The sequence below is a fragment of the Mesorhizobium carmichaelinearum genome, from assembly GCF_900199455.1.
GTDB lineage: Bacteria > Pseudomonadota > Alphaproteobacteria > Rhizobiales > Rhizobiaceae > Mesorhizobium > Mesorhizobium carmichaelinearum.
In genome coordinates, this window is the sequence record NZ_FZQR01000058.1 from 1 (window position 1) to 18,112 (window position 18,112).

12 protein-coding genes and 11 pseudogenes are annotated in these 18,112 nt (G+C 57.8%); 7 read left to right on the plus strand and 16 right to left on the minus strand.

Features of this window, described 5'->3' with window-relative positions; all coding sequences use genetic code 11:
- Positions 1–175: 175 nt before the first annotated feature.
- The 9 genes and pseudogenes from CKW40_RS40230 to CKW40_RS46150 form a co-directional block, all read right to left on the minus strand.
- Positions 176–1,240, minus strand: coding sequence for a DUF2817 domain-containing protein (locus tag CKW40_RS40230; RefSeq protein ID WP_095205142.1), 1,065 nt, complete (start codon positions 1,238–1,240; stop codon positions 176–178).
- Positions 1,241–1,463: 223 nt separating this feature from the next.
- A complete protein-coding gene (locus CKW40_RS40235; RefSeq protein ID WP_095205143.1) occupies positions 1,464–2,459 on the minus strand; it encodes a succinylglutamate desuccinylase/aspartoacylase family protein in 996 nt (331 codons plus the stop codon).
- A gap of 426 nt (positions 2,460–2,885) precedes the next feature.
- Positions 2,886–3,455 carry a hypothetical protein gene (locus tag CKW40_RS43460; protein ID WP_143748497.1) on the minus strand — a complete coding sequence of 190 codons (570 nt, stop codon included), beginning with the start codon at positions 3,453–3,455 and terminating at the stop codon, positions 2,886–2,888.
- Between the two features lie 255 nt (positions 3,456–3,710).
- Positions 3,711–4,018 (minus strand): annotated as a pseudogene (locus CKW40_RS40245) (transposase); the annotation flags it as partial.
- A gap of 133 nt (positions 4,019–4,151) precedes the next feature.
- The gene (locus CKW40_RS40250) at positions 4,152–5,090 is read right to left on the minus strand and encodes a nucleoside hydrolase (protein WP_095205145.1); all 939 of its coding nucleotides are present in this window, start codon (positions 5,088–5,090) and stop codon (positions 4,152–4,154) included.
- An 84-nt stretch (positions 5,091–5,174) separates the two neighbouring features.
- Entirely contained in the window at positions 5,175–6,953 is a 1,779-nt protein-coding gene (locus CKW40_RS40255; protein WP_095205151.1) for an ABC transporter permease subunit, read from the minus strand.
- Positions 6,954–6,973: 20 nt separating this feature from the next.
- Positions 6,974–8,065: an ABC transporter ATP-binding protein gene (locus CKW40_RS40260; RefSeq protein WP_095205146.1), complete on the minus strand. Its 1,092-nt coding sequence runs from the start codon at positions 8,063–8,065 to the stop codon at positions 6,974–6,976.
- Between the two features lie 232 nt (positions 8,066–8,297).
- Positions 8,298–9,374, minus strand: a complete 1,077-nt coding sequence (locus CKW40_RS40265; RefSeq protein WP_342202973.1) for an ABC transporter substrate-binding protein — start codon at positions 9,372–9,374, stop codon at positions 8,298–8,300.
- 342 nt (positions 9,375–9,716) lie between these two features.
- Positions 9,717–9,878: pseudogene (locus CKW40_RS46150) on the minus strand (IS3 family transposase); the annotation flags it as partial.
- An 82-nt stretch (positions 9,879–9,960) separates the two neighbouring features.
- Between CKW40_RS46150 and CKW40_RS40275 the strand changes: the two are divergent.
- Positions 9,961–10,179, plus strand: a pseudogene (locus tag CKW40_RS40275) (transposase); the annotation flags it as partial.
- A 40-nt stretch (positions 10,180–10,219) separates the two neighbouring features.
- On the opposite strand, the pseudogene CKW40_RS40280 reads toward CKW40_RS40275, so the two are convergent.
- Positions 10,220–10,348 (minus strand): annotated as a pseudogene (locus tag CKW40_RS40280) (IS110 family transposase); the annotation flags it as partial.
- Between the two features lie 73 nt (positions 10,349–10,421).
- Between CKW40_RS40280 and CKW40_RS45085 the strand changes: the two are divergent.
- A pseudogene (locus CKW40_RS45085) lies at positions 10,422–10,687 on the plus strand (IS481 family transposase); the annotation flags it as partial.
- A gap of 467 nt (positions 10,688–11,154) precedes the next feature.
- On the plus strand, positions 11,155–12,045 hold the full coding sequence (locus tag CKW40_RS40290; RefSeq protein ID WP_095205149.1) for a TauD/TfdA dioxygenase family protein: 891 nt from the start codon (positions 11,155–11,157) through the stop codon (positions 12,043–12,045).
- A 358-nt stretch (positions 12,046–12,403) separates the two neighbouring features.
- Here CKW40_RS40290 and CKW40_RS40295 read toward each other — a convergent pair.
- The 3 genes and pseudogenes from CKW40_RS40295 to CKW40_RS40305 all read right to left on the minus strand — a co-directional run.
- Positions 12,404–12,805, minus strand: a pseudogene (locus CKW40_RS40295) (transposase); the annotation flags it as partial.
- Positions 12,806–13,077: 272 nt separating this feature from the next.
- Complete coding sequence (locus CKW40_RS40300; protein WP_095205150.1) at positions 13,078–14,103, minus strand: IS110 family RNA-guided transposase; 1,026 nt, start codon at positions 14,101–14,103, stop codon at positions 13,078–13,080.
- An 88-nt stretch (positions 14,104–14,191) separates the two neighbouring features.
- Positions 14,192–14,821, minus strand: a pseudogene (locus CKW40_RS40305) (IS5 family transposase); the annotation flags it as partial.
- A gap of 240 nt (positions 14,822–15,061) precedes the next feature.
- On the opposite strand from CKW40_RS40305, the pseudogene CKW40_RS40310 reads away from it, so the two are divergent.
- The 4 genes and pseudogenes from CKW40_RS40310 to CKW40_RS40325 all read left to right on the plus strand — a co-directional run.
- Positions 15,062–15,459 (plus strand): annotated as a pseudogene (locus CKW40_RS40310) (transposase); the annotation flags it as partial.
- Positions 15,460–15,583: 124 nt separating this feature from the next.
- Positions 15,584–15,901 carry a hypothetical protein gene (locus tag CKW40_RS40315; protein WP_198421190.1) on the plus strand — a complete coding sequence of 106 codons (318 nt, stop codon included), beginning with the start codon at positions 15,584–15,586 and terminating at the stop codon, positions 15,899–15,901.
- A 65-nt stretch (positions 15,902–15,966) separates the two neighbouring features.
- Positions 15,967–16,492: pseudogene (locus tag CKW40_RS40320) on the plus strand (ATP-binding protein); the annotation flags it as partial.
- 50 nt (positions 16,493–16,542) lie between these two features.
- Positions 16,543–16,794, plus strand: a pseudogene (locus CKW40_RS40325) (integrase core domain-containing protein); the annotation flags it as partial.
- On the opposite strand, the gene CKW40_RS40330 reads toward CKW40_RS40325, so the two are convergent.
- From CKW40_RS40330 to CKW40_RS40340, 3 genes and pseudogenes are all read right to left on the minus strand, one after another.
- Complete coding sequence (locus CKW40_RS40330) at positions 16,792–17,133, minus strand: aminotransferase class III-fold pyridoxal phosphate-dependent enzyme (RefSeq protein WP_342202974.1); 342 nt, start codon at positions 17,131–17,133, stop codon at positions 16,792–16,794. The pseudogene CKW40_RS40325 and the gene CKW40_RS40330 sit on opposite strands and share 3 nt — an antisense overlap.
- Positions 17,025–17,498 carry a transposase gene (locus CKW40_RS45090; protein WP_244571502.1) on the minus strand — a complete coding sequence of 158 codons (474 nt, stop codon included), beginning with the start codon at positions 17,496–17,498 and terminating at the stop codon, positions 17,025–17,027. The genes CKW40_RS40330 and CKW40_RS45090 overlap by 109 nt, the downstream gene beginning before the upstream one ends.
- Positions 17,499–17,649: 151 nt before the next feature.
- Positions 17,650–17,921 (minus strand): annotated as a pseudogene (locus tag CKW40_RS40340) (IS66 family transposase); the annotation flags it as partial.
- Positions 17,922–18,112 lie beyond the last annotated feature (191 nt).

Sequence of the window (18,112 nt, forward strand, 5' to 3'; positions counted from 1 at the left end):
CCCCGCCTCCTGCTCCTTCAAAATCGCGATGACCTGTTGTTCCGTGAACCGTGAACGCTTCATTCGTCCGTCTCCTCGATCAGACGGACTCTACCAAAAACTGGAGGAGATTCAGGGTCTCAGGTCACCATCCGCAATGCCCCCTGCTTTGTCTGGCTATTCGGCAAGCCGCCATCTACCCTGAAGATCTGAGGCCCTCAACCATCTGCCTATGCACCTGACGGCTGCGCCAAAGAATCATTTCGCGCCAATCCTCCGACCTCGGATCGTAGTGTTCGCGAAGACGGAGTCGGATGGCTCGTGCAAGGTCCGGGTCAGCGTCGGGATTCTGAGCTAACCAATGATCCTCTCTCAGGACCCTTCGACCGTTCTCCGGATCGAACGTACCGAATTCAAGCGCGACGTAAATGTGACGCTCACCTAGCAGCCGCTGCCAAAACTCATCAACGCAGCCCCGTATCGGCACTGACGATGAGGTCCCAAGATCAGGCGAGGTTACCGATCTGCCGAACATTGCCAATGCACGTTCATAACCAGCAAGCCCAGAGGGCTGCTCAGTCTGGAGCTCGCCGTATCCGAAGGGACCCAGGCCGGTATGTGCGTCGACAATCACCACCTGATCCCGGGATTTTAGAGAGAAATCGTCCGAAATGCTCTCTAGCGTCAAACGCGAATGGCTGGGACGGAAGCCTCCGAAGAATACGCCGTGGGGATAACTATACTGTCCAGCCTTTCGCGCGGTTTGGAAGGCGACTTCGCCATTCTTCTTACGAAATTTGTCAATAGCCCGCTCAGAGGCTTCAAGCATTGGACCACTTATCAGTGCTGGGACTAGATGATCGGCAAGATCGTCATACCCCGGATTAATTGGAAGAGGCTGCGAGAAGTCCACGAAGTTGCGATTAAGGTCACAGCCCTCTTCGGTGACGAGTGCATGTATCAGCAACATCGCCTGGTCCGGCCCCAGCGAGTTCACATTGCCGCCTCGCATCCAGTCCACTTGCCCAGCCGAGCCGCAGTAGCCCTCTACGCCGTGTGCGGCCGAGATCAATACGCCCACATGACACGCGTCTGGATTGCCGAACCAAGCGACATCGGTGAACAATTCCTCGCCACCCGGCCCCCCGGCTGGCGATTTATATGATTTCACAGACTTGGCGAGCTCGAGGAACTTCTGGCGCGCTTCAAAATACGTGTCGGAAAACCTTTCGGAGACGTCCTGCAGTATCGCGTCGCGCATTTGTCAGTCCTTAACGATCAACTCCCGGGGGCTTTTGGTGAGTGGCTCGTAGCCATCCTCAGTAACGACGAACGACTGGGTGATCGTAATGACTGCCAATGTTTTCGAGCCAAAGACCCGTCATGGGTGGAACAACACCCCGGTCTGCTGCGCCCGACACCGCCCGGCATGTTACCGTTTTCCCCCTTAATCTCCCGGGTGGTTGACGACGAACATCCGACCCTCAGTGAGCTAAGGGTCGCGCGAGTATCGCCACTTCTTCGTTGCCTTGGACATACATTGCTGATCGGATGGCGAACACGATAGATTTCGATTGCGCGCGAATATCGATGGAAGCAGCGGACAGCGAACCCATCGGATGTAGGACGCCTACCACATCTCCCTGCTTCACTTCATCCATCACCGAGCAGCGCGGTTCGAAGATGCCCGGCGAAGGCGATTTCAACTGGTCGGAGGCAGTTGTTTCCAGTGTTTGGCCGGACTTCTGCTGACGGAACGTTGGATACTCGGCCTTGCCCGCGACCAACCCTAGCGCAATGAGCCCGTTGCGAACCCCAGCTTCGTACATGGTGAGAGCTTCGGCGCTAACTACGCCGCCGCCAAATTCAGTGCAAATGAATGTCTTGCCCTGTCTATGCACGCAAGTATCGAACATTCCATCCGTTTCGTTGTGCTCCCAGAGCAACGTCACCGGCAACTTGAATGCCTTCGAAATGCTGACCGTCTTCGTCATCTGATCGATATTGGCAATAGGGTGTGAGATGATCGACGGTGCACAATCCCAGGTCGGCCCAAAACTGTGCAGATCGAGTACGGTGTCCACCATAGGCAACAATAGACGCGAAATCGCATCTGCGATCCGTTCACTTAGCGAGCCATCCGATCGACCCGGAAACACTCGGTTGAGGTTCTTACCGTCAATTGGCGTGTTGCGGGTCCAGGCTTGCACGGCAAGTGGATTGATCTCCGGTACGATGATAATCCTGCCGCACCTCTGCGCTTCGGGAAGCCATTCAACAAGTCGCCGAGCAAGAATCGGGCCTTGCAGTTCATTGCCATGGTTTCCGCCAGTGATAAGTAGGCTCGGTCCCTCCCCTCTATTGCAGCTGAAGACCGGGAGCGAAAGAGAGTCGCAGTCCGCGCCTTTGGGCACAACAAGGTGCCCCGTGCTTACGCCAGGGCTGTCGAGATCAAACGTAAGATGTGGTGCTTCGCTCATTTTTTATCCCTATTCGAGTAGCAAGGCGACCAGGCGCCGGTGTGCGTTTTTCTTGAATATGCGCCGAACTGTCTTCAATACGCCAATATAATGTTCCGAGCGGTACCATCGCGCTCTTAGATGGCCGCCGCCTGGCTTGGTGAAACTACCCGCTGCTCGATGTTCACAAGGGCGCTGCGACGGGCACGTCACGCGTGGCGCTGTACCATCGTGCCCTTCGATCGATGCCGCTCCTTCGAACGGCCCGGCAGATCTCAGTCGGGTCGGCTCCGCCGGCTACCCCGCAAAAAGATCTGCGGGAGGGCTAATCCTAGCGGTATTTGTCGGCATGAGCGGCATCTGGCTCGAGAACTTCGCAAGGAGTGAGGGCGTAGCTCATGCGCATACGACTCCCCTTCGCCTCCTGTGCTTGCCGTTGTGATCTTGCTAGCAGCCGCCTGAATCAACCACCGATCCGCGCGGCGTGCTGGAGTGCGGCCGGCGCGGCCGCAATTGTGGCCGCTGTGGGCTCACGTGGGGTGAGAAACCTGACGGCCATAGCTCCACGGCGTACATGGACCGCGACCTCGGCCCAGGCATGGCCGAGGAAGATTCTGCGGCGAGCCTTCTTGCCTCCGGCTCGCCTCTCCGGCGCGCGGCGGCTGAGCGGCGCGAGCGCGCCAATGATCGAGGCGCGGGCGTTGACGAGAACGAAGTCCTGCCCGCGCAACGCATATGTGAACAGCGCCTCGTGGCGCCGATGGAAGGCTTCGGCCACGCCACGGCATCGGCGTTTCCGGTATCGACTCCTTCGAGCGGCACCGTGATCTCGAACACCTGCTCGTCATAGCGCATGTCGGCGGATGTCTGGGAGCTCACCCGCTCCCCGGCCTGGGCGAGCTGTGCCTTGCCCTGGGTGATCATCGTATCGAATGCGGCGTTCAGCGCGCCCAAATCCATGCCGCCGCCCTGATCCAGGCTCTGCATCATCTCGCTCCGCAGATCGATGCCGAGCATGCCCCACGCCGAGAGCACCGAGGCTTCGAGCGGGACGAGGACCCGGCTTATGCCGAGGTTTCAAAACGCTCCGCTCTCGCCGCCGATCACCGCGACATTCGAGCCGCCGCTATGGCGGTCTGGAGGCAAATCGCTTTGTCGACAGCCGCGTGAAGAGGCCACATCGGGGGGCATCCCGTGCCCAACCCAAGTTAAGGCGACGCCACCCCCTGAACGGCTTCAGCTACGCGCTTACCCACAAAGGAACAGGCCCGACGCCTGCAGATGCGCGACGGCTTCGCGCTTGGCGGCGGGCCCTACCATTTTTTTGACAGAAGCTCGCGCAATGCCGTGGCTTCCAGCATCTGGTCGGCGAGCAGCTTCTTCAGCTTAGCGTTCTCGTCTTCCAGGGCCTTCAGGCGCTTGGCGTCAGAGATGTCCATCCCGCCATACTTGGCCTTCCAGTTATACAGCGTCGCCTCGCTGACCCCGTGCTTGCGGGCCAGATCGCCCGCTTTCGCACCCGCCTCGTGCTCGCGCAGCACCGTGATGATTTGCTCTTCCGTGAACCGCTTCCGCTTCATCAGTCCGTCCTTCGATCAAGGCCCGGACTCTAATCTCAGATGGAGGAAAAACTCAGTGGCAGGTCACAAGGAGGGTCAAATCAGCCACGATGGCGATCGTCACTTCACGTCGTTGTACGATGAGCGAAGTGCTCTAACTGTACTTTTCTTTCAGCTTTGTGAAGAAATCTCTAAAAATTGGGTCGCGATGGATTCGGTAAGCGTAGCGCATTAGATGCCGCGTTCGGTCCACGCTCCATGTCGACTGATCGGTGAGCATCGGCGTATGGGTCACGACAGTTTCACACCATTCGGGATTGAGCAACCAAGCAACCGGCGCCATGTCCCAAAGTTGCTTCGACCAGCCGACGCGACCGCCGGACAACTCCTTGAAACTCTCGGCGAGAAATTGGCCAATGTCACCGTACGGTTCTACATGCCGCTCAATCTCCGGAACGGTACTCACAAGATGAGAAACGACACCCAGGCAAGGAAGAAGCACGAGCGCAACGCCGCTATCAAGGATGACCTGAGATCCCCCTACATCCTGGCAAAGATTAAATTCGTTGGTGTCCGGCCATTCCAACGCATTGCCAGCCAGCCATACAACGACGATCTTATCGCTGATGTCTGGTGCCTTGATAAGCGCCGACGCGACGTTGCTGATCGCTGCGATTGCCACTACGTATAGCGGGTCTTCCCGAGAACTTACTCGCGCCCGCGCGATCAAGTCATCTACGGCTGGGGCTTCACGAACGGTCTTCTCCGGACCAACGTAGTCCGTAACGCCTCTGAAAACCAACCCCTCTGGCCGAACTTGCATCCGACCCAGCACCCGGAAGATCTCCTCGTGGCTCAACTCCATACCATGGCCTGGGCTTTCCGAGCGGTCATCGGTAGGGAAAAATGGTGCGAGAAAAAAGGGTGCGGCATAAATTGCCTGCAGGTCCAGACGGTCAGATGATAGCAACATCTGCACGATGGCGAACTGATCGTCGATTTCGTTGTAGGTGTCGGTATCAAGAACGCAGCGCACCCGACCCGAGGGAGGTTGCAGCATCCGCAGGCGTTCAGAGTCACTAAGGCTCGCCATGTTACTCGAATCTCTGTGATCAGGAGAATAGGCTTATCGCCAGGTGCCCGGCGCCTCCGGCTGACAATTCCCGTTGGCGGCAGTTCAGGTCTCAAGTTCCGGGCGAGAGCGGTGATCCCGCAGCCGAGACCGCCACCAGGTTAGATAAAGGATAATTAGCCAAAGCACGGGCACAAGCATTAGTAGGGACGACACCGCGGCGATCGTGGGATCGATTTGGTTGCGTATGTTCTCCCACATTTTCAGTGGGAGAGTACGGATCGAATATCCGCTGACCAGATTTGTTATAACAACCTCGTCGAAGGAGTGCAGGAACGCGAACACAGCGCCGCCGATAACCCCCGGCCGAATCAACGGAAGCGTTACCCGCCAAAAAGTCTGCAGCGGACCCGCCCTCATGCTTTTGGCCGCCCTCTCTAGTGTTCGGTCAAAATTCGCCAGCGTTGCTGATACAATCACAACGACAATGCCAGTGGCCCCAGTGCTCTGGGCCAAGACGATCCCAGTTCTCGAGCCTATCAGTCCGAGATTGACCAGCCCGTAATAGGAAGCGATGGCGACGACAATGACGGGAATGGTCACCGGCGTGAGGATCGTCATTGTCAGAAAGCTGCGTAGACGGGGGTGGGTGCGGTTGAGGCCATAGGCCGCGAGCGTCCCGACGATAGTCGACAGTATAGCCACGGCTACGCCGATCTGGATGCTGGTCCAAGCAGCGCCTCTCCAGGACGGATCACCGAAGAAGGTTTGGTACCATTGCAGCGAAATGCTCGACGGCGGGAATTCCAGAAAGGTCCCGGAACTAAACGACATGATAATAACGATGAGACCAGGGGAATGAAGGTAGACCATGACGAGCAAAACGAACATCGTGCCGACGATATTGGACAAACGGCTATCATCGCCTGCCTGGTAGAGCTGGGTCGTCCAAAGCTTCGCCCGATAGGAATCGGAAAACCTACTGAAATAGCGTTTCAGCATGTCTAATTTGCTTATCCGCACAACCCAAGACTTCCACGCTGTTGTTGCCGTGCGTCCTTGGGCGCTCGCTAGGTCGAGCCCCAGCAGGAAAAGCACTGCGACAGCGATGGCAAGGAGGATGAAGGCTGAGGTGGCGATTCGTGAGATATCGAAAGAGTTTTTGACTTGCGCTGCGATAAACGTAGAGAGCATCGCGTCCCGCAACCCGCCGAGAGCAGCTGGCGTTATGTAGAACCCCAGACAGAACACGAAGACCAGCAGTGAGCCAGCGCGCACGCCTGGTAAGCTAAGCGGGAAGAACACCCGCCAAAAGGCTGTGAGCGGCCGCGCTCCCATACTGCGCGCGGCCGCAGTCAGCGACCTGTCTATGCCCATCATGGCGCTGACCAGAGGCAGGATCATCACCGGCAGCATGATGTGCACCATGCCGATATAGACGGCCATGGTGTTGTAGATGAGCTGCAGGGGACTGTGGATCACCCCGAGTTGGAGCAACAGATTGTTGATCACGCCGCGATCGCCGAGGATCACAATCCATGCATATGTACGAGCCAGCCCACTAGTAAGATAAGGAATGATGACGAGTGCAATGAGGGTTATGCGCACGCTCTTCGAGGCCGCCACGATCAGATAGGCCGTGGGATAGCCAACGATGAGGCAGATAGAGGTGGCAACGACGCTTACTTCAATGGTCTGGAAGAGCACGCGAACGTTGGCCGTCTGGGCAAAAAACCCCAGATAGTTGGTTGCTGAAAAGGCTGGCGCATTGATGCTGGCTAGGAAAAGCAGGACGATCGGTATTCCGAATACTACGAGCAGGATGGCGAAGGCCGGTATGGTGAGCCCAATTGGCATCCGGCCCAACTTTTGAAATAGTTTCATCATCTCTACGCTCTTGGACCTTACACTGCGACGAATCGAACGTCGGATCGCAGCCAGTCGAGGCACACTTCGTCGCCAGGTCGAAAGATTTGCTGCCCTGAGGCGACATGTTCACGCACGATGAAAAAGCTATTCCCGACGCGCACATGGTATTTCCGCAAGGGGCCGGCATAGATCATATCCTCGACGGTGCCATTGACGGACTGGCGCTGGTCTGCATCGCCGCGCTTCTGGGCATCAAGAGCGAGAATACATATACGTTCGGGCCTGATCATAGCCACTGTGCCGGACGCTTGCGGTGTATCGGATTTAAACTGGAAGTCCGGATTTTCGAGCATATTCGCCTCGCCCAGGAATCTTGCAACAAAGGATGTTGCCGGCCGGTCATAGAGGGCTTCCGGGCTGTCGGCCTGCTCGATCCGCCCAGCGCGCATAACGATGATGCGGTCCGATAGGGTGAGCGCCTCCTCCTGATCGTGGGTGACGCACACCGTAGTGATGCCGAACTCTTTGTGCAGGCTCTTCATCTCAATCTGCATCTGCTCGCGGAGGCCACGATCGAGGGCGCCCAGCGGTTCGTCCAGCAAGAGAAAGGGCGGGTCTGCAATCATGGCGCGGGCAAGTGCCACCCGCTGCTGCTGGCCGCCGCTTAATTGCGACGGCATTCGGCCGCCAAGATCAGAAAGGTGCACGCGCTCCAGCATGCGCCGGACCCTTCTTGTCCTCTCAGCAGCGTTTATGCCACGCATTTGGAGCGGGAACTCCAAGTTCCGTATCACCGTGAGATGCGGGAACAGCGCATAGTTCTGGAAAACGATTCCTTGGTCTCGCCGATAGGAGGGCACTGCGGCGACGGAACGCCCGGCGATAAAGATATCACCCGCAGTCGGGGCTTCAAAGCCAGCCAGCAGCATCAGGGTAGTAGTTTTACCCGAACCGCTCGGACCTAGAATGGTCAAGAACTCCCCACGACTAACTGTTAATGACAGATCTTCGACCGCAGTCACCTTGCCGTAGGTCTTAGTGACGTTGCGGAATTCGATTTGCGCATAAACGGGGCCACTCTGCAACGCGTCGACCTCCGAAACCGAGACGGAGGTATTTACATTCATTTTCAATGTTGCTCCCTCCGCACGACCCGGCTATTTACGGACCGCATCACTTAAATCGTAGCTGTTGGCGCTCGTCTCTCAGAAGACTAAAGCGCCAGCCCGAAGCCAATCCAGATCTTCGGCGCCAAACTGCGCAACCCCGCAGGCAACCCGGTGTAGATCTTGGTTAGATCAGCTCTCGCACGTCGCCGGGCCACATGACCGTAGGCCCGGCGGCCAGTGAAATCACGATTTATTGAAGAATCCATTCATTCCAGCGCTGAATCAGCCGTTCTGTGTTCGTCAAGCCGTCCGATCCGACATCATTATACCACTCTGAATTCATCAAAACGCTGCTTTGCATGTAGTCAGGATACGTAGGAAGTTTGCGGGCGATTTCATCAGAAATCAACTTAACAGCGTTGCGGTTGGTTGGACCTACTACGAATGTTTTAAGAAACGCCGCTTGGCGGTCAGCTCGACTGATGAATTCGACAAACTTCTGGGCATTCTGTACGTTAGGGCCTCCCTTAGGAATTACGAAGAAGTCCCACTGTAGTTTTGCCTGATTCCGATTGATTTCAATGGGTGCACCTTGGTCAACTAGAAGAAGCGCTCGCCCATCATATGATTGACCGACATCAATCGCCTTATCGGCCAACATTTGCTGGATCTCGGAGCCCGAGCTCCACCACTTTCGGATATGCGGCTTAATCTTATCAAGACTTCTGAAGACGCGATCGATGTCCAACGGGTAGAGTTTATCGGCGGGTACGCCGTCAGCCAGCAGGGCTTCCTCCCAAGGTCCTTCCGATCCGCCCTCCCCTGAAACCAGCGTTCGGACGCCTGGAAACTTTTTGACATCCCAGAACTCCGCCCACGTTTTGGGCCGAGGCTTGCCCGCTGGAAACGATTCGGTATTGTAGACCATATTGTACGAATAAACCGGCCATGACACGCCGAATGGTTTCTTGGCGAAATCATAAAGACCGTCTAACTCCTCCTTCTTGTATATCGAATAATCGATCTTCTCCAGAAGGCCTTTTCGATCCAAGGTAAGGGCAGTGCCCTGCCCTACGGCGCAGACATCAAGCGTAACGTTGCCCGATTTCACCATCAACTCAATTGCAGTCACGTTTGAATCGTCGGTGATCGGAGTTACCTTGATACCTGTCTCGGCTTCGAATGGCTTGACGAAGGCCTCGATGGTGGCTTTCCCCACATCGCCGCCCCCCACAGTCACCCTTAACTCACCCGGTGATTGTGCCGAAGCCGGACGAACGATGGAGGACAGTGCGCCGACTGCGATAGCAGACGACGTCGCTTGCATGAAACGTCTGCGATTTATCCAAGAGCGCATTTTAATTCCCCTTTTTAGTGGACCTGACTTTCCGACTTCAGAAAGCTAACGTCGGCTCGACCACGATTTCATGCGGCTGGGCTCAAGCCTCGCAATCAGATGATTGGCGGCACGGGAGTTTTCGTCAAATTCAGTTTTCATATAGCGTCATCTAGGAGCGAGATGCATCTTAACGCGTCTGGGAGACAAGCTCCTGTGACGGTAACTCGTTGCCATGATGGAGGTCGGCCTACGTGACTGTCCGTCGTCAGAACATTCGGCACAACTTGCGGGATAGATTAGCGGAGTGCGAGCCTCGTCTGGGAGTTGATGTTATGCGGCGAGCTTGCGGTGTTGCAAGCGCCGATGCTCGATGGTCTGTCGCTTAGTCCTTTCGCGCTGTCGGATGATGGCTGGAGCCCTGCCGAAGTAGGCGTCGGCAGGGGTCACGTTGTTCATTCTCTCGTGATAACGCTGGTGGTTATAGTGCGCGACGATGGGAGCGGTGTGAATCGAGAGGTTCACGCACCGTTCTGCGAGAGGCCGGCAGGTGAAATCCCTCCGGCCTACTCACCCCGGCCTGTCGACCAAGATGGCGCGGCTGCGAGGCCGTGCGCCACGCGGCGAGCGCTGTCGGGCCGGCGTGCCTCATGGCCACTGGAAGACCACCACCTTCACCGGGGCGCTGCGCCTTACCGGCATGACCGCGCCGTTCGTCTATGATGGCGCCATGAACGGCGCCGTCTTCCTCGCCTATGTCGAGCAGGTTCTTGTCCCGACCCTGAAGCCAGGTGAACAGGCTCCTTTCCGAAGCAGAACTCGGTCGCATCGGCTCACATGCGATGCAGAATGACGGCCAGTTTGCGGGCGACCGCGACCCGGGCTCGTGCCATGCCGCGCCGCCTGGCGATGTTCATGCCCCGTGCTCTGAGGCTCGACCACTTCTTCGATCGCACCGTGAGCGACGCTTGTCGGCGCTCTCGTCGTAGCGCAGACACAGGCCAGCCCAGGAGATGATATAACCCGGTCCGAGCTGCGATACAGCGATCGAAAGCTTCCATCCAGGAATTGAGGTAACGCTACGGCATGAACCCCAAGACGGTGACGAAGTGGAAGAAGCGCGCCTTCGTCACCGACACGCCGATGGGTCCGTGGCTCTCAAAGGAAGAGGAAGCGCTGGTCGTCGCCTTCCGCAGGCATACCTGCTGCTGCACGATGATTGCCTCTACGCGCTCCAGGCCACGATCCCACGTCTCACCCGTTCCAGTCTGCATCGGCTGTTTGAGCGCCATGACATTAGCCGAGACGTCGCGCTGATCTCGCCCGCGTGAGATCAACCCACTAGGAGTGGTAGGGTGCGGTGCAAATGGAGACACGGTAATACTACCCACCACGAACAGGAGACAACAGTCTGCCAAGCCATAACGATCGAGTTCGTGGCCGTGATGCCCGATCAAAGGATATAGAACACAGAATTTGGAAGTGCTTGAAAAGCGCCGGGTTGGCGCGCTTCTTGGGAGAAAAAAGTAGTCCCATTGATCGATTCCTGCGGCGACTTAGGGCAGTCGGAGACTTGTTGTGCCGCATTGGAAGAGTGTCACAGATCGAGAATGTTGGACCATTGTTCGGAGCCCAGATTAACATTCTGTAAGACGATCACGAGCTCCCGACCCGCGATAGAAGAATTGTACGTTGGACTCGATCTGTAACGGTGACACTAAGGCTTTGTTGTCGCAGTTGAATAGCTTTGCATCGAAAAAGGAGTACTACTATGAGTGAAATGGACTTGATCAATAATTTCATTCCACGTACCGATGTGGTTAAATGTACAGCGCGCATCGGGGCTGAAATCAGGAACATCAAGCTGTGGGCCGATTTGCCGGACCAGGCTATCGCTGCGATAAACGGCCTGGTGCTTGAGCACAAGGTCATCTTCTTCCGCGACCAGGGTCATCTCGACGACGCCGAGCAGGAGCGCTTTGCTCTTCGTTTCGGGAAGCCGTCGCCATATCCGGAGGGTACGATGCCGATTTTCGAGATTGATTCACGCAGAGATATCGGGGCCGACATTTGGCACATCGATTGGTCCTGCATGGATGCCTATCCCAAGATCTCGGTGCTGCGAGGCGTAGTGATCCCACAAGCCGGCGGTGACACGGTGTGGTCAAACACGGCGACCGCATATCTCGATTTGCCGCTGCCGCTGCAACGGCTTGCGGATGACCTCTGGGCTGTTCACAGCTGGCCCGGAGCTCATTATAGGCGTTATGCCGAGGCCATTACTGGAACGAGGATCGAGACCGAGCATCCCGTGGTACGCGTCCACCCCGAGACGGGTGAGCGCACACTGGTGCTAGGCTCTTATGTAGAAGGATTTGTTGGCGTCTCGAAATATGACAGCCTGAGGCTATTCGATCTATTTGAGTCTCATATTACCGCGCAGGAAAACACCGTGCGTTGGAAGTGGAAGCAGGGTGATGTCGCTATCTGGGACAACCGAGCGACGATGCATTGTGCGACCAAGGATTTCGGTGACCAGCGCCGAGTCGTTCGTCGCGCGACCATCGAGGGCGAGGTGCCCGTCAGTGTCGACGGCCGGTACAGCGTTGCGCGTTTCAAGTTCGTCGGGCGAAATGAGAAACTGACCCCTAACGAAGCCTAGAACTGACCCCCTCGTGTCAAACGAGGAGAGATCGATGACCCATATCTCAGCGCATCCTGCATCATAGCAAAGGATGCAGGCCACCGCGTCAGCCTGAAGCATCTAAGAGGGGTGGCAATGTTGCGGCTGTACGAGCTTGGCTGAGGGCTGCGGATGACCGAGGCGACCGGCAACTGGGCACCTCGAACTACGGCATTTCCGAGACCTGTGGGGCGGCAAAGCGGTTCGGCCCGGGCTGATGGCGGGAAGTGGCTTCGGTTTTGGTCGTTGAGGTTGATGCTGGGTGCCGAGTTTGGCGTCGCGGCGTCGTTTTCCGCCGCTTTTGGCGTCCTGCAGGCGCAGTTCGCCCCTGGTGCCAGACGTAGCGCATCAGATTGTAGGCGAGGTTCGTCATGCCGATCTTGGTCCTGGCGCGGGCGATGCCGATCGTGCGGATGAAGAGTTTCATCTGCGCCTTCTGACGGGCGAAGACATGCTCGACGAAGGCTCGGGTCTTTGAGCGCCGGCCGTTGGCCCGCGACGTCGCTTCGCTCATAGGCCGGCCCTTCGGCTTCTTGTGGTGGATTTCGGAGACATATCCGTTCCGGTCGAGCCACTCCTCGTTCTTCTTCGAGCGATAGGCGGTGTCGGCCCAGACCGTAGACCCGGTGTTGGCGCGGTTGAGCACGTTGCGAAGCTGCGCGCCGTCATAGGCGGATGCGCTCGTGACGTTCCAGCCGCGGATGAAGCCGTGCCGGCGGTCGATGGCGGCATGGTTCTTCTGTGGTTGCCGCCCGTTGTGCAAGAAGTTTCTGACCTTTTGAATGTGCGATCGAGTGCGGTCTTCTGTCAGGCCTTTTATGTGCGGCATTTTCAGAAGCCGCTGGCCGGTATGGTGATCTGCGGATCGGGTCCAAATCTTTTAGCCGAGCTCTCCAGCTCGAAGAACCATACTGGTTTTCCCTATCCGGATCGTTTCGATCATGCGCCCATTCAGGTCATCGACTTCTCACACCTCCTTACCGACTTTGGATATTTGTGGTCAGCATCAAATCACGCTGCCACGACCAATGCCGGATCTCGATAGTCTTCCTGCTTCAGCATCGCCCAGATTTTTCGGGCCATCTTGTTCGCCAGCGCAATCGCCACCAGCATCCGCGGCTTCTTCGCCAGCATCCGGGACAGCCATGCTCCCTGTGCGGCGGGCTTGCGGCTCACCCAGTTCACACGTGCCATCGCGCCGATGATCAGCAGCCTGCGGATGTCGGCCTGCCCGGCCTTCAACACCTTGCCAAGCCTTTCCTCGCCACCGGACGAAAACTGTCGTGGCACAAGTCCGAGCCAGGCCGCAAAATCACGGCCGCACCGGAAGTTCTCCATGGCGGGTGCGAAGGCCTCGACGGCCAGAGAAATCATTGGGCCTACACCCGGCATTGTCTGAAGCCGCCGCGCAGTATCGCTTTGCTTAGAAAGCCCGGTGATTTTCTTCGTCTTGTCTTCGATTCTCAGTGTTTTCTCACCAATCTGCGCCAGAAGATCATGGCACTCTTCCCGCACAAGTTCCGGCAGTTCATTATCCGCATCTTCGACAATCGCCTCGATGCGCTTGATGTGACCAATCCCAAGCGGGACGACCTGTCCGTATTCGTAGAGCACTGCGCGCAGCGCGTTCACCAGCTCCGTCCGCTGATGGACAATGCGCTCACGTGCTCTGAACAGAATGGCTCTCGCTTGTTGATTCGGCGTCTTGGGTTCCACGAACCGCATCTCTGGTCGCTGCGCTGCGATGACTATGGCCTCCGCGTCAGCTGCATCATTCTTCTGGCGCTTCACAAAGGGCCGGACATACTGCGGTCCGATCAGCTTTACATCATGGCCCAGTTTCACCAATTCCCGCGCCCAATGATGGGCGCTGCCGCAGGCCTCCATCACAACAACAGCGGCTCGCAGGCTCTCCATGAAGCGAAGAAACTGGCCCCTGGACAACTTCTTGCGAAACAGCACCTGACCCGTCATCGATGCCCCGTGAAGTTGGAAAACATTCTTTGCCAGATCCACCCCGATCATCATGTCCTTCATCTGCCGTCCTCTCCGCTCTGTGGCTTTTACCTACCACAATTTTGGCACATCGCGCGATGCCGTCTGGGGAGGGCGGCAACCACCCCATCTTGTAGCCGAAAGCGGGAATGGCGATGTCGCGCTGCTGCGCCTTTCCCTCCTCGGCGACCTTGGCCTTGGAGAACTTCACTGTCCAGCGGGCATCGCGATCCTTCTGGCGCAGCTTGGCCGGCTTCTCCTTCCATGCGTCCGGCACCTTGCCCGCCTTGATGTCGGCCTTCTCGGCGTCGGTGTTGCGCTGCTTCGGCGCCGCCACGATGGTGGCGTCGACGATCTGCCCGCCCATCGCCAGATAGCCGGCCTTGGCGAGGTGCTTGTCGAAGCGGGCAAACAGGTTCTCCACCGCGCAGGCCTGCGTCAGATGCTCGCGAAACAGCCAAATCGTCTTGGCGTCTGGCACTCTGTCGCCGAGCCCCAGTCCGAGGAAGCGCATGAAGGACAGCCGGTCCTGGATCTGGAACTCGGCCTGGTCGTCGGACAGCCCGTAGAGCGCCTGCAGCACCATGATCTTGAACATCATCACCGGGTCGTAGGCAGGACGACCGCCCCTGGCGCCGTCCGAGCGCTTCAGCACCTTGGCCAAAGGCTTGCGGAAAACCTCCCACGGCACAACGGCGTTCAACTTCTCCAGGGGATCGCCGGCTTCGCTTACGCCTCTCTGCGCCGTTGATCCTTGCAGTAGACATCTTGGTCTTTGTCGGATGCATCTGAAGTCCGCACGCTGCCAGTCGAACACCAAGCTCTATCGGTATATCGAGGAGGCGCAGGCGATCGGCTGGCCGGTGCCATTGCCCGTCCACCCCGGCTGCGCCATGATTGGATTTGACCGCTTTGTAAGCTTCGTACACTTGACGTTGACCTGAGACCCTGAATCTCCTCCGTTTTTTGGTAGAGTCCGTCTGATCGAGGAGACGGACGAATGAAGCGTTCACGGTTCACGGAACAACAGATCATCGCGATTTTGAAGGAGCAGGAGGCGGGAATGAAGACCGCTGATGTCTGCCGCAAACACGGGATCTCGGAAGCGACCTTCTACAAATACAAGGCCAAGTTTGGCGGCATGGACGTTTCTGATGCGCGCAGGCTGAAGTCCCTGGAGGAAGAGAATGCCAAACTGAAGAAGTTGCTGGCCGAGCAGATGCTGGACAACGCCATCCTGAAGGATGTCGCTGCAAAAAAATGGTGACGCCCGATGCCAAGCGATGCGCTGTGGCCCACGCCTGCGATCAGCATGGGGTGAGCCAGCGTCGGGCGTGCAAGGCTCTTTTCGTCGATCACTCGAGCGTTCGCTACACAAGCACCCGGCCGGATGATGCCGTCTTTTGCAGATTCCGACGATTTACCGGACAGCATTCCGATTAAAAGCCGGACGCGATTCCGAGAATTGACCGGACGCGATTCCGATTAAAAACCGGACAGTTTTGAAGCCTGGATAGTGCCTTTGGGTCAGCAACCTGAGCGCTTCCGGCGCTGGGGCCGCTCGATCGGTCCACAGACCGAGGGGCTCATCATCGCCATCCTTGCCAGCCGCCCGCATCCGGAACAGGGCTTCAGAACATGCCTCGGCGTTCTCAAGCTCTACCAGGTGATCGAGACGGCGCAGGCCGAAGCCGTTTCGGCCCGCGCGCTCGAGATCGGTGGCCTGAACTGCAAAAGCATCACCGCCCTCATCAAAACCCACAAAGCGTCCAGGCACACCGCCGAACCTGCCGCCGTCGGCGAGCACGCCAATCTTCGTGGCCCCGGCTACTTTCATTAAGGAGACAATCAACGATGCTTATCAATCCCACCATCGACATGCTGCGCGAACTCGGTCTTTCCGGCATGGCAAGCGCTTTTCAGGAATTGGAAACGCAGCCGGAGGCAAGAGCCCTCCAGCACGGCGAATGGCTCGCCCTCCTGCTCGAACGGGAGGCGACGACGCGCCGGCAGAAGCGCTTCGAGGCCAGAGCGCGAGCCGCCAGGCTCCGTCATGACGCCCAGATCGAGAACGCCGATTTCCGGGCAGCCCGCGGTCTCGATCGCAATCTCTTCATGAAGCTGACGACATGCGACTGGATCAGACAGCGCCATAGCCTGCTCCTGATCGGACCGGCCGGCGTCGGAAAGAGCTGGCTGGCCTGCGCGCTCGGCCACAAGGCATGCCGCGAGGACCTCTCGGTCGTACCACCGTGTGCCGCGCCTCTTCGCTACGCTCGCCCTTGCCCGGGGAGACGGCCGTTACGCGAAGCTGCTCAAGAGCCTGGCCAAAAGCGATTTGCTTATTTTGGACGATTGGGGGCCTGAGAAGCTCAACGACGAACAACGCCGCGATCTCCTGGAAATCGTCGAGGATCGCTATGAGAAGCGTTCCACCATCGTCACAAGTCAAATTCCCGTGGATCACTGGTATGACATGATCGGAAATGCCTGGCGCTGGTCGCTGACACGTCGCTGTCAGGCGCCCGTGTGGCCCGGGAACTGGACGCTGTCATCGCCCGTCGCGGCAAGCCTTGCACGATCGTCTCCGACAACGGCACCGAACTGACCTCGATGGCCATCCTCAAATGGTGCCAGGAGAGCGGCGTCGAATGGCATTACATCGCGCCCGGCAAGCCGATGCAGAACGGCTTCGTGGAGAGCTTCAACGGCCGGTTCCGTGACGAATGCCTAGCCGTCATAGGGAACACGGATCACGTCGTGGCGAGCAACGCCGCCCAGCTCCCTGGTTGACGCCGAACCCGATACCGCCAGAGAGCCGAGCGACATACCGTGGAACGCATTCGTGAATGCCATGACGCTCGAGCGGCCGGTATATTTTCGCGCCAGCGCCAGTGCCGCTTCATTAGCGTTTGTACCGGTCGGCCCTGGAAACTGTATCTTGTAAGAAAGCCCTCTTGGCTTCAGGATAGAATCGACAAACACTTCGATGAATTCACGCTTTGCTGCTGTATGCATGTCCAGAGATAGAAGAATGTTCTCGCCAACGAGATATTCAATTGCTGGCGCCATAATAGTAGGGTTGTTGTCGCGCACGTCTTCGCCCTTGATGCCCTCGGTGCTCGCGACATGGGCGATGGCCTCGCGGTCGCAGCATCGGAGCGCAGCCGGTTGGCGTCGTTGCCATCCTCGTAGCCGGCGGCGATCATCTTCATGCGCAAGCCGATCATGTCGGCCAGGCTGTGGGCGATCTGGTCCGGGCAGCGCGGGTCATCGATGCAGCGCGCCAGACGGTCCGCCACCCGCAGCCGCGTCTCCACCTCGGCCAGAGCCAGAACGCCGCTCTTGGACGACAGCATGCCGCCGTCGAAACGGGCGATGACGGACTTGCCGCCGACAGATGACAAACCGGCCAGCGGCAGCGTAAGATCATTCATGGCGGGTGTGGTCTCCGGGAAATGGTTCGGATCGGCTTCGACAACCAAATCCTACGTCATTTCCACGGCTTGCACCACATCCGCCAACCCCCATGAATTTTCCGGGCTAACTCGTCAAACTTTGGAGTTTGCGACAAAGCCGGCCGGCGGTTTCGGCAGCAAGATCGCTTGACAGGCTGGCGCAGCAGCAACGGAATTGGTCGGGATGATGATCGATGATGCGATCGGCATCCTCACTCATGGCGCGGCTGTGACCTTCATGACCCGCCTTGGCGCCGCCAGGCTTTGCCTGTCCCGACGCTCCTTGCGATCGCTCGACGGTGGCTTGGACGACGTGCGTGATGTCTTCTCTGGCCGCTGCATCCGCAGCACCAGATCGATCAACTCTTCCTTCGTCAGACGCTGCAAATCAGTGCGATCCATAACCGCATAGATTCAGGGATTCTTGCCCCTGACAAGGGCGTGGGTTGTCTAATCGCAGATCATTGATCAAGTCTTTTTTGAATAGCCCGAAGACGCCATTGCTGTTTTTTGGACAGACAGCGAACAGGAGGCGATGTTACGATCGCGCGGCCTGGTCTTCTTCGCGCTGTTGATGATCGTTTGCCGGGAGG

What these genes read in the sequence shown, in the direction of transcription:
- CKW40_RS40255 (WP_095205151.1), bottom strand. Translation starts at nt 6,953, where the DNA reads ATGAAACTATTTCAAAAGTTGGGCCGGATGCCAATTGGGCTCACCATA.
- CKW40_RS45090 (WP_244571502.1), bottom strand. Translation starts at nt 17,498, where the DNA reads ATGAATGATCTTACGCTGCCGCTGGCCGGTTTGTCATCTGTCGGCGGC.
- CKW40_RS40260 (WP_095205146.1), bottom strand. Translation starts at nt 8,065, where the DNA reads ATGAATGTAAATACCTCCGTCTCGGTTTCGGAGGTCGACGCGTTGCAG.
- CKW40_RS40230 (WP_095205142.1), bottom strand. Translation starts at nt 1,240, where the DNA reads ATGCGCGACGCGATACTGCAGGACGTCTCCGAAAGGTTTTCCGACACG.
- CKW40_RS40300 (WP_095205150.1), bottom strand. Translation starts at nt 14,103, where the DNA reads ATGAAGGACATGATGATCGGGGTGGATCTGGCAAAGAATGTTTTCCAA.
- CKW40_RS40290 (WP_095205149.1), top strand. Translation starts at nt 11,155, where the DNA reads ATGAGTGAAATGGACTTGATCAATAATTTCATTCCACGTACCGATGTG.
- CKW40_RS43460 (WP_143748497.1), bottom strand. Translation starts at nt 3,455, where the DNA reads ATGCTCGGCATCGATCTGCGGAGCGAGATGATGCAGAGCCTGGATCAG.
- CKW40_RS40235 (WP_095205143.1), bottom strand. Translation starts at nt 2,459, where the DNA reads ATGAGCGAAGCACCACATCTTACGTTTGATCTCGACAGCCCTGGCGTA.
- CKW40_RS40265 (WP_342202973.1), bottom strand. Translation starts at nt 9,374, where the DNA reads ATGCAAGCGACGTCGTCTGCTATCGCAGTCGGCGCACTGTCCTCCATC.
- CKW40_RS40250 (WP_095205145.1), bottom strand. Translation starts at nt 5,090, where the DNA reads ATGGCGAGCCTTAGTGACTCTGAACGCCTGCGGATGCTGCAACCTCCC.
- CKW40_RS40330 (WP_342202974.1), bottom strand. Translation starts at nt 17,133, where the DNA reads ATGGCGCCAGCAATTGAATATCTCGTTGGCGAGAACATTCTTCTATCT.